Source organism: Pseudomonas sp. B16(2017) (genome assembly GCF_002113205.1).
Taxonomy (GTDB): Bacteria; Pseudomonadota; Gammaproteobacteria; order Pseudomonadales; family Pseudomonadaceae; genus Aquipseudomonas; species Aquipseudomonas pharyngis.
Genome location: NZ_NEKA01000002.1, coordinates 21,929 through 34,442 on the forward strand (window position 1 = coordinate 21,929; position 12,514 = coordinate 34,442).

General features: G+C 62.7%; 13 protein-coding genes. 7 read left to right on the forward strand and 6 right to left on the reverse strand.

All coding sequences use genetic code 11. The features are described from left to right. The first annotated feature begins 67 nt into the window (after window positions 1-67). On the forward strand, window positions 68-1,021 hold the full coding sequence (locus CAG25_RS02855) for an adenosine deaminase (protein ID WP_085613575.1): 954 nt from the start codon (window positions 68-70) through the stop codon (window positions 1,019-1,021). 117 nt (window positions 1,022-1,138) lie between these two features. Here CAG25_RS02855 and CAG25_RS02860 read toward each other — a convergent pair whose 3' ends face one another. From CAG25_RS02860 to CAG25_RS02870, 3 genes are all read right to left on the reverse strand, one after another. After that, complete coding sequence (locus CAG25_RS02860) at window positions 1,139-2,521, reverse strand: MFS transporter (RefSeq protein ID WP_085613574.1); 1,383 nt, start codon at window positions 2,519-2,521, stop codon at window positions 1,139-1,141. 126 nt (window positions 2,522-2,647) lie between these two features. After that, the gene (locus CAG25_RS02865; protein WP_064593276.1) at window positions 2,648-3,382 is read right to left on the reverse strand and encodes a helix-turn-helix transcriptional regulator; all 735 of its coding nucleotides are present in this window, start codon (window positions 3,380-3,382) and stop codon (window positions 2,648-2,650) included. A gap of 304 nt (window positions 3,383-3,686) precedes the next feature. After that, the gene (locus CAG25_RS02870; RefSeq protein WP_085613573.1) at window positions 3,687-4,616 is read right to left on the reverse strand and encodes a LysR family transcriptional regulator; all 930 of its coding nucleotides are present in this window, start codon (window positions 4,614-4,616) and stop codon (window positions 3,687-3,689) included. A gap of 117 nt (window positions 4,617-4,733) precedes the next feature. Between CAG25_RS02870 and CAG25_RS02875 the strand changes: the two genes are divergently transcribed. The 3 genes from CAG25_RS02875 to CAG25_RS28600 all read left to right on the forward strand — a co-directional run bounded on the left by CAG25_RS02875 (window position 4,734) and on the right by CAG25_RS28600 (window position 6,412). Then, the gene (locus CAG25_RS02875; protein ID WP_085613572.1) at window positions 4,734-5,027 is read left to right on the forward strand and encodes a putative quinol monooxygenase; all 294 of its coding nucleotides are present in this window, start codon (window positions 4,734-4,736) and stop codon (window positions 5,025-5,027) included. 31 nt (window positions 5,028-5,058) lie between these two features. Continuing rightward, window positions 5,059-6,072 carry a zinc-binding alcohol dehydrogenase family protein gene (locus CAG25_RS02880; protein ID WP_064593274.1) on the forward strand — a complete coding sequence of 338 codons (1,014 nt, stop codon included), beginning with the start codon at window positions 5,059-5,061 and terminating at the stop codon, window positions 6,070-6,072. Window positions 6,073-6,238: 166 nt separating this feature from the next. Beyond that, the gene (locus CAG25_RS28600) at window positions 6,239-6,412 is read left to right on the forward strand and encodes a hypothetical protein (protein WP_166742328.1); all 174 of its coding nucleotides are present in this window, start codon (window positions 6,239-6,241) and stop codon (window positions 6,410-6,412) included. Between the two features lie 10 nt (window positions 6,413-6,422). On the opposite strand, the gene CAG25_RS02885 is transcribed toward CAG25_RS28600, so the two are convergent. Both CAG25_RS02885 and CAG25_RS02890 read right to left on the reverse strand, forming a co-directional pair. Next, a complete protein-coding gene (locus CAG25_RS02885) occupies window positions 6,423-7,625 on the reverse strand; it encodes a multidrug effflux MFS transporter (RefSeq protein WP_085613571.1) in 1,203 nt (400 codons plus the stop codon). A gap of 103 nt (window positions 7,626-7,728) precedes the next feature. Beyond that, window positions 7,729-7,926, reverse strand: a complete 198-nt coding sequence (locus tag CAG25_RS02890) for a heavy-metal-associated domain-containing protein (RefSeq protein ID WP_007958490.1) — start codon at window positions 7,924-7,926, stop codon at window positions 7,729-7,731. A gap of 148 nt (window positions 7,927-8,074) precedes the next feature. On the opposite strand from CAG25_RS02890, the gene CAG25_RS02895 reads away from it, so the two are divergent. The 3 genes from CAG25_RS02895 (at window position 8,075) to cueR (ending at window position 11,339) form a co-directional block, all read left to right on the forward strand. Beyond that, window positions 8,075-8,458, forward strand: coding sequence for a hypothetical protein (locus tag CAG25_RS02895; protein ID WP_064593272.1), 384 nt, complete (start codon window positions 8,075-8,077; stop codon window positions 8,456-8,458). Between the two features lie 77 nt (window positions 8,459-8,535). Further along, window positions 8,536-10,929, forward strand: coding sequence for a heavy metal translocating P-type ATPase (locus CAG25_RS02900; RefSeq protein ID WP_085613570.1), 2,394 nt, complete (start codon window positions 8,536-8,538; stop codon window positions 10,927-10,929). Then, a complete protein-coding gene (gene cueR / locus CAG25_RS02905; protein WP_007958485.1) occupies window positions 10,926-11,339 on the forward strand; it encodes a Cu(I)-responsive transcriptional regulator in 414 nt (137 codons plus the stop codon). Before CAG25_RS02900 ends, cueR begins: the two co-directional genes overlap by 4 nt. On the opposite strand, the gene CAG25_RS02910 is transcribed toward cueR, so the two are convergent. Beyond that, window positions 11,293-12,510, reverse strand: coding sequence for an MFS transporter (locus CAG25_RS02910; RefSeq protein ID WP_085613569.1), 1,218 nt, complete (start codon window positions 12,508-12,510; stop codon window positions 11,293-11,295). The two genes, cueR and CAG25_RS02910, sit on opposite strands and share 47 nt — an antisense overlap. Window positions 12,511-12,514 lie beyond the last annotated feature (4 nt).

Here is a 12,514-nt window from a genome sequence, read left to right on the forward strand (position 1 = left end):
AGGTTTTGCCAATTGTTTCGGCGGGCATCTGTAGAATGCCCGCCATTGCAACTGATGAGAAAAGAATATGTACGACTGGCTCAACGCCCTGCCCAAGGCTGAACTGCACCTGCACCTCGAGGGCTCGCTGGAGCCCGAGCTGTTGTTCGCCCTGGCCGAGCGCAACAAGATCGCCCTGCCGTGGAGCAACGTCGAAACCCTGCGCAAGGCTTACGCCTTCAACAACCTGCAGGAATTCCTCGACCTGTATTACCAGGGCGCCGACGTGCTGCGCACCTCCCAGGACTTCTACGACCTGACCTGGGCCTACCTGCTGCGCTGCAAAGAGCAGAACGTGATTCACACCGAACCGTTCTTCGATCCGCAAACCCACACCGACCGTGGCATCCCGTTCGAAGTGGTGCTCAACGGCATCGCCGCCGCGCTGAAGGATGGCGAGCAGCAACTGGGAATCACCAGCGGTTTGATCCTGAGTTTCCTGCGCCACCTGAGCGAAGACGAAGCACAGAAAACCCTAGACCAGGCACTGCCGTTCCGTGATGCATTTGTCGCCGTAGGTCTGGACAGCTCCGAGATGGGTCACCCGCCGAGCAAATTCCAACGCGTGTTCGATCGTGCCCGCCACGAAGGTTTCCTGACCGTTGCCCACGCCGGTGAAGAAGGCCCGCCGGAATACATCTGGGAAGCCATCGACCTGCTGAAAATCCAGCGTATCGACCATGGCGTGCGCGCCATCGAAGACGAGCGCCTGATGCAGCGGATCATCGACGAGCAGATCCCGCTGACCGTGTGCCCGCTGTCGAACACCAAGCTCTGCGTGTTCGATCACATGTCCCAGCACAACATCCTCGACATGCTCGAGCGCGGCGTGAAAGTTACGGTGAACTCCGATGACCCGGCGTACTTCGGTGGTTACGTGACCGAGAACTTCCATGCGCTGCACACCCACCTGGGCATGACCCAGGATCAGGCCAAGCGTCTGGCGCAGAACAGCCTGGATGCGCGCCTGGTAAAACCATAAAGAGCAATACAAAAACTGTGGGAGCGGGCTTGCCCGCGATGAGGCCATCACTTCCAACATCAATGTTGACTGACGGTCCGCCATCGCGGGCAAGCCCGCTCCCACAGGGTGCTGTATTTAGCTGAGCATCTCGGTTTCAGTCAGCTCTTCCAGCGTCTTGCCCCGCGTCTCCATCCCGAACAGCCACACCACCCCCGCCGCAATCGCAAAGCACAGCGCCCCCAGCGCAAATACCCCGCCCTGCCCGGTGATCGGGAACACCAGCCCGGTGACCAACGGCCCGAGCAGCGAACCCACGCGCCCGATGGCCGAGGCGAACCCCGAGCCCGTCGCCCGCGCCGAGGTCGGGTACAGTTCCGGCGTGTAGGTGTAGAGCACCGCCCACATGCCGAACAGGAAAAACTGCATCAACAGCCCCGTGCCGATCAGCAGCGCCACGTTGCCGCCGAACACTGCGCTCTGCCCGTACAGAAACGCCATCACCCCGCCGCCGAGTAGCGTGACAATGCACACCGGCTTGCGTCCCCAGCGCTCGACCAGCCACGCCGCCATCAGAAACCCGGGAATCCCGCCGAGGGAAATCAGCACCGTGTAATACACCGACTGAGTCACGGCGAAACCCGACTGTTGCAGCAGCGCGCTGAGCCAGGAGGTCAGGCCGTAGAAGCCGAGCAGCGCGAAGAACCAAAGGCTCCAGATCATCGTCGTACGCCGGCGATACTGTGGAGACCAGATCTGTTTGAGCGCCGAAAGGAAATGGCCCGGCGGGGTCACGCTACGTGGCAGACGAACCGGCGCCGGCAATGCAGCACCGCCCAGCGATGCCCGTACCCGCGCCTCGATGCCGCACAAAACCTTGTCCGCTGCGTCATGTTTGCCGGCCTGTTCCAACCAGCGCGGCGACTCGGGAATGAAAAAGCGGATCGCCAGCACGAACACCGCCGGCAGCGCCAGTACCAGAAAGATGTCGCGCCAGCCAATCAACGGCAGCAGGAAATACGACAGCACGCCCGCCGCGACAAAACCCAGCGGCCAGAAACCGTCCATCAAGGCGATATAGCGACCCCGACGCTGGGCGGGGATCAACTCCGACAACATCGACTGAGCAATCGGAAACTCCATGCCCATGCCGATTCCCAGCAGGATGCGAAACAGCGTCAGGCTTTCGACCGTCTGCGCCGTGGAGCACAGGTAACTGGCCAGCCCCCACAGGACGATGCTCCACTGGAACACCGGTTTTCGGCCGAATCGATCAGCCAGCATCCCGGACAGCGACGCCCCCAGCACCATGCCGAAAAAGCTCGAACTGGCCAGCAGACCAGCCTCGGCGCTGCTCAGGCCGAACTCGGCTTTGATCGAACCGAGCAGGAAGGTCATCATCGCCAGATCCATGGAGTCGAAGAAAAACGCCAGGGCGATGATGATGAAGATGATCCGGTGATAACCGCTGACTGGCAGGCGCTCCAGTCGATCTGCCGCGCTGTAGTTTCCCGTGTCCATGCCACCTCCTCAATCCGAAAAGTCCCCGGATCGAGTGTGCGCGATAGCGGTTGCGCGCCTGTGCCAGATGCGACTTGTTCGCAGCCGTTGGCGACGTTCAGGAGTACATCCGTGGAAGAAAGCGCTCTATAACGCCATTTCCAGCTCGGTTTCACAGGCAAATCGATGAATTTCCCGCTGGCCCGCCGCCGTCAGTTGCAAAGCACGGGAGTCCTTGGGCAGCACCAGCCAGCCCGACTGCATGAACAGCTGCAACAACGCCGCCCCCAGCGAGCCTCCCATGTGCGGACGACGCTCGCTCCAGTCCGGGCAGGCACACGCCACCTGGGCGTTGCGGTGAGCCAGGGCCTGGATGTAAACGCCGCGCCCGGCCAGTTGTGTCGAGCCTTTGTGCGTCACGACCACCCGGTTTTCAAGCTGCTCGATCCAGCCGGCGTCAAGCAGCCGCTGGTACAGATCGGCGGCCAGCGTGCCCCCGAGATGGTCGTCGCAAAACCGCGCGCGCAGCAGTGACGACGGCGCGGCCTGGGGTCTGACGACCGGCGAGGCACGCTTGAACACGTCGGGGATTTCTCGCGGGGCGCTGGCCAGGGTGGCACTGGCCAGCGCCTCGATGGCCGCACCGATTTCAGGAGCCGCCAGACGAAAGAAGCGTTTGCGTCCGCGCGCCTCGACCTTCAACAGACCGCCAGCGGACAAGCGCCCCAGATGCGCACTGGCTGACGAAGGCGAAAGCCCGGCCAGCAACGCCAGCTCCTCGGTCTGCCGCGCCGAGCCATCCATCAACGCCCACATCATTGCGCTGCGTTTGGGATCGGCCAGCAACGTGGCGATCTGGCTGATGCAAGGTGCATGTTCCATGTATTCACTCCCTGTTGAATCGTATCGTCTACTGCTCATAGACATCTTGACCAGTAATCAGTCGTCGGCCAAGACGCGCAAAGTGCCTTGAGCCGAGGCACTTTGCGCGCCGCAGCGAGGAAACCGCAGTACTGTCGCGACCCTCGTTCCTGCCCCGCCGGTTCCGGTCTGATCGTTCTCTTGCCGGCCTGTCGGTGCGGGCTTCAGGCGGTCGCTAGTATAAGCGGGTTGCTCGCTGCGTCCTGCGCCGGAGTGGCCGTGGCTGGTGATTGTTCCTGAGAGAAATTTCGCTATTTACCTGCGACTAATGATCGGTCTCCAAGAAAACGGGAAATCGGCTACTCAATTCAGCGCAACGACTGGCGAGCATTTCCCTCAGAAGGTTCACTGGCTTACTCAATTGTGCGCGATGGGCGCACAGCAGATTCAGCGGAGCGCGTTCACAGAGCAGCTCCGGCAACAGCACTTTCAGTCGCCCCGCCAGTACATCACCGGCCACATCAAGCCACGACTTATATGCGATCCCCGCGCCAGCCACCGCCCACAGACGCACCACATCGGCATCATCACTGAAGCGATCGCCACTGACGGTCAGGCTGACCTCGCGCTTGCCATCATGAAAACTCCAGTGGTCATGCACCCGGCCACCGAGCATGTACAGCAGGCAGTTGTGCTGCGCGAGCTGTTCCAGATGCAGCGGCTCGCCGTGCCGCGCCAGGTAGAGCGGCGAAGCGCACAGTACCCGTCGGTTGTGCGGGGCAATCGGCAATGCCACCAGACTCGAATCCTCCGGCTCGCCGTAGCGCAAGGCGATGTCCACCGGCTGGCGAAACAGGTCGGCGATGCGGTCACCCAGCAGCAGTCGCACCGTCAGCTTCGGATGTTCGCGTTGAAATTCATCGAGCCACGGCAACAGCAGGTTGCGACCGAAGTCCGAAGGCGCCGACAGTTGCAGAATGCCGCTGACCTGGTCCTGCCCGCTGGCCAGCAGGCGGCGCCCCTCATCCAGGTTGCTCAACGCAGCGCGGGCGTATTCGAGAAACCCTTCACCTTCGGCCGTCAGCCGCAGACTGCGGGTGGAACGTGCCAACAGGCGCGCGCCCAGTTGCTGCTCGATCCGCTTGAGCGCGGCACTGGCCACCGCGGCGGACAGGTCCATCACCCGCGCCGCCGCCGACAGGCTGCCCAGATCCGCCGCCCGGACAAACAACTGCAAGTCATCGAAACGCAGCATCCTCAGCCTCGATTATCAAAAAAACATTGAAAGAGACTGCTCTTTTAGCCGGTTTTATCTCGGGCAGAAATAGCCAATCATGCCTTCCATCGAATTCATCCCGTCCCGGAGTCGAACATGTCCCAGCCTTTCACCGCTATTGCCACCCTGATCGCCCGACCTGGCCAGCAGGACGCTCTCGAACAGCACCTGTGCGCCCTGATCGAACCGACCCGCGCCGAAGCGGGTTGCGGTCAGTACGAACTGCATCAGGACCTGGCCAATCCACTGGCCTTCTACATGATCGAACAGTGGGCCAGCGACGAAGCCCTGCAAGCCCACGATGCCAGCGCGCATATCCAGCATTTCCGCAGCCAGGCCGAGGCGTTCCTCGAACACTTCGAACTCAAGCGCCTGCGCGTCATCGCCTGAAACCTTCCTTTATTCACTTTCGGAGTTCTCCATGAAAGCCATCGCCTATTACGCCTCGCTCCCGATCAGCGACGAAAAATCCCTGCAAGACATCGAACTGCCAGAACCGGTAGCCGGCCCCCGCGACCTGCTGGTGGAAGTCAAAGCGATTTCGGTCAACCCGGTCGACACCAAGGTTCGCCAGAACGTCGCGCCGGAAGGCGGCGCCGCCAAGGTACTGGGCTGGGACGTGGCCGGTGTGGTCAAGGCCGTCGGAAGTGAAGTGACCCTGTTCAAGGCCGGCGACAAGGTGTTCTACGCCGGCTCCATTGCCCGGGCCGGTGGCAACAGCGAATTGCACGTTGTCGATGAGCGGATTGTCGGCCACATGCCGAAAACCCTCGGCTTCGCCGAAGCTGCCGCCTTGCCGCTGACCGCCATTACGGCGTGGGAATTGTTGTTCGAACGTCTGCAGATTCGCGAAGGCAACACTGACGAAGGCCAGAGCCTGCTGATCGTCGGCGCGGCCGGCGGCGTCGGTTCGATCCTCACCCAACTGGCCAGCCAGTTGACCGGACTCAAGGTCATCGGCACCGCCTCCCGCCCGGAGACTCGCGACTGGGTGACCGAGCTGGGCGCCGACGTGGTGATCGATCACAGCCAGCCGTTGAGCGAAGAACTGAAACGCGCCGGTGTGGCCCACGTGACCCACGTCGCCAGCCTGACCCAGACCGAACAGCACCTGGACCAACTGGTCGAGGCTCTGGCGCCGCAAGGCAAACTGGCGCTGATCGACGATCCGAAAGCGCTGGACGTAACCAAGCTCAAGCGCAAGAGCCTGTCGCTGCACTGGGAGTTCATGTACACCCGCTCGCTGTTCGAAACGCCGGACATGATCGAGCAGCACAAACTGCTCAATCGAGTGGCCGGGCTGATCGACAGCGGCACCTTGAAAACCACGGTCGGCGAGCACTTCGGCACGATCAACGCGAGCAACCTGCGCCGCGCCCATGAATTGCTCGAAAGCGGCAAGGCCAAGGGGAAAATTGTTTTAGAAGGTTTCTAAAACTCGCAAGACCGCAGCCTTCGCCAGGGCCAAAAATGTCTGGCTCGGGGGCTGCGGCGCTTTTTTGCCGTCAGTCAGATGCTTGACCCTTGTCACAATTGCGATCGTATTCAGGACTACAATCGAAACCTCTGCGATGCAATCTTTTACGTACGGGAGGTCAGCAATGAAGATCCTGATAAAAGAAGTGGCAAAGTCCCAATGGCAAGTTCGTCTCGACCAGCACGCCGTGACCTTCCGCAGTGAGGCCGAAGCGCTGGCCTTCACCCGCACCCTCGAAGCGCGTCTGCACGCTCCCCATCAGATTCCCGATCCCGGCCAGCAGCGCGCTGTCGGCTGAGGCTTTCGTTTCAGTTTTCAGCCTGCGCCTTTGCCAGCGCCCGGGCATTCTGGATGCGCCGGGTGAGTGTTGCTGCGCACACCACCAGCAAACCACACAGGCTGATGACCATGGCCATCGGCACGGCGGTGCCGTCGTGCAGGATCCCCACCAGCGCCGAGGCCCCGGCAGCGACGCTGAACTGCAGGCTACCGAGCAACGCTGAAGCACTGCCGGCGCGACCGCCCTGCCCGTTCATCGCACACGCCGCCGCATTGGGGCTGATGCAGCCAAGGCTGGCAACGCAAATGAACAAAGGAATCAGCAGTGGCCACAGGGACTCGGTGTGCAAGGCGCTGACCGCGAGCAGCGTCAGCCCGGCACCCAGGTAAACCCAGACCGCCCGTGACAGCAGAAAGGCCGGACCGCGCTTGGCCAGCAGGCGCGCATTGACTTGTGCGACCAGAATGAACCCGGCCGCGTTGGTGCCGAACAGCCAGCCGAAATGCTCGGCCGGCACGCCGTACAGTTTGATGAATATGAAAGGGGAACCGGCGATGTAGGCAAACATCCCGGCGATGGCGATACCGCCGGTCAGGGCATGGCCCATGTAGACCGGATCCGCCAGTAGCCGACCGTACTGACGCAGGGCACCGGACAACGGCTGGCGCGGAACATGCGCCGGCAGACTTTCCGGCAGGCCGAGGGCCACGGCCAGTCCGGCCAAGGCACTGAATCCGGTCAGCACCAGGAAAATCGACTGCCACCCCGTGGTGTTGACCAGCAGGCCGCCGAGCATCGGCGCCAGAATCGGTGCCAACCCCATCACCAGCATCAGCTGCGAGAACACTTTCGCCGAACCCACCGCGTCGCACTTGTCGCTGACCACCGCCCGGGCAATCACCATCCCCGCACAACCGCCCAGCGCCTGCACCAGCCGTGCCGCGATGAGCCACTCCAGATTCGGCGCATAGGCGCAGGCAACTGACGCCAGCGTGAACAGCGTCAGACCGATCAGCAACGGAATCCGCCGGCCGAAGCGATCCGCCAACGGCCCGTAAGCCAGTTGACCGATGGACAGGCCGAAGAAGTAAGCCGACAGCGTCAGCTGGACGTGTTTCTCGTCGGTGCCGAACGCCAGCGCCATGGTGGGAAACGCGGGCAGATAGAAGTCGATCGCCAACGGACCGAAAGCGGTCAGGGCACCGAGAATCAGAAGGGTACGGAAGTTCATCAGGCGTCCAGGTCGGGCGGGCAGTTGAGTTGAGTGCAGCCCGACAGTCTAGCTGCGCGAGGACGCCTTGAACATTCCGGTAGCTCGCTAACTATTAAAAAGATCAGGCGAGTTTGATGGCGTAGCCTTCTTCGCTGATCGCCTCGATCACCTGCTCGGCGCTCAGCGCACTTTCGACGCCGACTTCCTTCGCCGCCAGATCGACCCGCACGCTGGCGGCCGGATCCTTGCTCTGCACCGCCTGGGTGACGGCCTTGACACAGTGACCGCAGGACATGCCTTCAACAGTGAACACTTGCATGGAATGACTCCTTTGAGTGAGGTTGCCGGCAGTTTCAGGCTTGCCACGATGGCAAGGTCAAGTTCTGCAAAAAACTGCCGGGCTGGCAATCGGCGCCGCGCTCGGCCAAGCTGCACGCATCAATGACATGAATTCAGGAGATTCAGCCATGCGCTGGTCAGCTTTCAGCCTGTTTGGCTTACTCAGCCTCTTTGCCGCGATCCCTTCGGTGCAAGCCGCCGGGGAAGATTACGGGGTGCTGATCATTTCCCGCGAGCGCCTGGAAGTGGCGACCTCCTGCGAAATCGGCGTGTACATCCAGGATCAGCTGTCGGCGCGCCTGTTTCAGGAGCAAAGCACATCGTTCAACCTGCCGCCGGGCAATGTCTCGCTGCGCCTGAAGCTGCTGCCGGGGCAAATGCCGGGTTGCAACCCGGGCATGCTCGCGCCGGGCTCGCAGGAGATCAGACTGCATGCCGGCGACATCCTGAAATTCCGCATCGCGATGAACCAGGAAGGCATGTACCTCAAGCCGACCGGCCTCGGCTACTGACGCTTTCGGATTGGCGCTTGACCTTGCCAGCATGGCAAGGTTGATCCTGTAGGCATCTTCTACAGGGAGTACGACCGATGTCCGATTCCATCACCTTCGATCTGCCCATCAGCGGCATGACCTGCGCCAGTTGCGCCGGCCGTGTCGAGCGGGCGTTGAGCAAAGTCAGCGGCGCCAGTGCCGTCAGCGTCAACCTCGCCACCGAACAGGCCCGGGTGCAGGCCCCCGGCGACAGCCTGCCGGCGCTGATGGAAGCAGTCGAACGCGCCGGTTACAGCGTGCCGCAGCAGACCGTGGAATTGAACATCGACGGCATGACCTGCGCCTCCTGCGTCGGTCGCGTCGAACGCGCCCTGAACAAGGTTGCGGGGGTGAAAAGCGTCAGCGTCAACCTCGCCAATGAACGCGCTCATCTCGAATTGCTCGGCGCGGTCGACCCGCAAACCCTGATCGCCGCCGTGAGCAAGGCCGGTTATTCGGCCAGCCTCTTCGAACTCGAAAATCCGCAATCCGACAATCGTCAACAGCGCCTGGACCATGAGCGCTGGGCACTGATCTGCGCCATCGCCCTCGCCTTGCCGCTGGTGCTGCCGATGCTGCTGCAACCGTTCGGCATTCACTGGATGCTGCCGGCCTGGGCGCAATTCGCCCTCGCGACCCCGGTGCAATTCATTTTCGGTGCGCGGTTTTATCTGGCGGCGTGGAAAGCCGTACGCGCCGGGGCCGGCAACATGGATTTGCTGGTGGCATTGGGCACGAGCGCCGGTTATGGCTTGAGTCTCTACGAATGGGCCACCGCCGACGGGCGCATGCCGCATCTGTATTTCGAGGCCTCGGCGGTGGTCATCGCTCTGGTGCTGCTCGGCAAATACCTGGAAAGCCGTGCCAAACGCCAGACCGCCAGCGCCATCCGCGCACTGGAAGCGTTGCGCCCGGAGCGGGCAATTCAAGTCATCGATGGCCGCGAACAGGACGTCGCCATCAGCGCCCTGCGTCTTGGCGATCGGGTTTTGGTCAAACCCGGTGAGCGTTTCCCGGTGGACGGCGAAGTGCTGGAAGGCCAGAGCCACGCCGACGAAGCACTGATCAGCGGCGAGAGCCTGCCGGTGCCCAAGCAACCGGGCGACAGGGTCACCGGCGGCGCGATCAACGGCGAAGGCCGCTTGCTGGTAAGCACTACGGCGCTCGGTGCGGAAAGCGTGCTGGCGCGGATCATCCGTCTGGTGGAGGACGCCCAGGCTGCGAAGGCACCGATCCAGAAACTGGTGGATAAAGTCAGTCAGGTGTTCGTGCCGACGGTTCTGCTACTGGCCCTGGCTACACTGATCGGCTGGTGGCTGTACGGCGCGCCGCTGGAAACCGCGTTGATCAACGCCGTCGCGGTACTGGTGATCGCCTGCCCGTGTGCCCTCGGTCTGGCGACACCGACCGCGATCATGGCCGGCACCGGCGTGGCCGCCCGCCACGGGATTCTGATCAAGGATGCCGAAGCACTGGAGCGTGCCCATGAAGTCAGCGCCGTGGTGTTCGACAAGACCGGCACCCTGACCTCCGGCACGCCGCGCATCGCGCATTTCAGCGCGATCGAGGGTGATGAAAACGCCCTACTGACAGCGGCCGGCGCACTGCAACGCGGCAGCGAACATCCGCTGGCCAAAGCGGTGCTGGATGCCTGTGCCGAACGCCATCTGAGCGTGCCGGATGTCAGCGACAGCCAGTCCCTGACCGGGCGCGGCATCGCCGGCAGCCTCGACGGCCGGCGCCTGGCGCTGGGCAACCGGCGCTTGCTGGAAGAAAGCGGTTTGAACGCCGCAACCCTGAGCGAATCCGCCAAGGCCTGGGAAACCGAGGGCCGCACGCTGTCCTGGCTGATCGAGCAAAGCCCGGAACCTCGCGTGCTCGGTCTGTTCGCCTTCGGCGACACCCTCAAGCCAGGCGCGCTGCACGCGGTGCAACAACTGGCCGCGCAGCACATCCACAGCCACCTGCTGACCGGCGACAACCGCGGCAGCGCCCGGGTGGTGGCCGAAGCGCTGGGCATCGAAAATGTCCACGCCGAAGTGCTGCCGGCGGAAAAAGCCGCCACTGTCGCCGAGCTGAAAAAAACCGGGGTCGTGGCCATGGTCGGTGACGGCATCAACGACGCACCGGCGCTGGCCGCGGCCGACATCGGCATCGCCATGGGCGGCGGCACCGACGTGGCCATGCACGCCGCCGGCATCACCCTGATGCGCGGCGATCCACGGCTGGTGCCGGCCGCACTGGAAATCAGCCGCAAGACCTACGCGAAGATCCGCCAGAACCTGTTCTGGGCCTTCGTCTACAACCTGATCGGCATTCCGCTGGCGGCGTTCGGCTTCCTCAATCCGGTGCTGGCTGGTGCGGCGATGGCCCTGTCGAGCGTCAGCGTGGTGAGCAATGCGCTACTGTTGAAAACCTGGAAACCCGAGGATCTGGAGGACAACCGATGAACATCGGCCAAGCGGCCCGCCACAGTGGCCTGAGCGCGAAGATGATCCGTTATTACGAGTCGATCGGTCTGCTCAAGGCTGCCCATCGCACCGACAGCGGCTATCGCGTCTACGGTGACGATGACCTGCACACGCTGGCATTCATCAAGCGTTCGCGGGACCTGGGCTTTTCGCTGGAGGAAGTCGGCAAGCTGCTGACCCTCTGGCAGGATCGCCAGCGCGCCAGCGCCGATGTGAAGGCCCTGGCCCGCCAGCACATCGACGAGCTGAATCAGAAGATCCGCGAACTCGGCGAACTGCGCGACACTCTGCAGGATCTGGTCGAGCACTGCCACGGCGACCATCGCCCGGACTGTCCGATCCTCAAGGAACTGGCGTCGGGCTGCTGCGCGCAACCCGCGCGCGCCTGAGCAGCAGGATTTTCATCGACAGCACTGTGGCGAGGGGAATGCCGTGGAACAGCAGCACCACGGCACCCGGCGCCCACCACGCATAGAACGGTGCGGCGATCAGCATGCCGACGCCGAACCCGGTCATCTGCAACAGCGTCAGGAAGCTGAAGATCGGCAGGCGCAAAGGCTCCGGTTCCCGTTGCAGACGTGACATCAAGCCGGCTTCCGAGAAACCGTCGCCCAACCCGGCCGGCAGCGAAAACAGCAACAGACCGACGACGCTGTGCTGCTGGAACATCAGGATGAAGCCGCAGGACATCAGCAGCACGCCACCGAAATAGCGGCGCTCCAGATGAATGTTTTCCGAGCCGTTGAGGCGACTGGCGATCCGCGCGCCGAGCAGTTTGCCGACGGCCCACACTGCGAGCATCAGGCCCAGCGTGGTGCTGGCCGAGTCCGGTGTCAGCAGTTTGGAAATGATCGGAAAACCGACGTTGTGCGCAGCGCTGCCAAGGGTGTCGGCCATAGTCACCGCCAGCATCGCCGCAACCACCGGAGCGCTGCGCAAGCCTTGCAACAATGCCGACCACTCACCCTGTTTAGCGCTGGATTCGGCCACTGGCTCCGGTGCGCTGAACCGCAGCGGCGCAATCAACACTGCCGCCAACAGATAGGTCACCGCGTTCAGCGCAAACACCGTTTCAAAACCAAATCCCGCGACCAGCAACCCGGATACCAGACTGCCGCCGACCATCGCCATGGACGAGGCGGACGTGATCCAGGCATTGGTCTTGAGCAACTGCGCCGGCTCGATCAAGCGCGGCAACTGACTGTTGAGGCCGATGGCGAACATTGAATTGCCAAAGCCCAGACCGAACGCGATCAGCGGCAGCAACAACGCCTGCTGACTGACCGGCACGATCAGCAACAAACCGAGCACTGTGGCGCGCAATAGATCGAAGGCAATCAACGGCAAGCGACCGCTGCATCGACGATAAAACGCGGTGCCGATCAGGCTGGCGAAAATCCCGCCGCCCACGCGACTGGCGAGAAAGATCCCCACGCTCATCGCGCTGTTGCTCAGCAGGTAGACATAAGTGGCCAGCGCAACCATGTTGAGGAACGCGCCGAAATCGGAGATCAGCCGCGCCGTGATGATCAGCCGGGCATTGCGGGAAGTGCTGGTCACAATC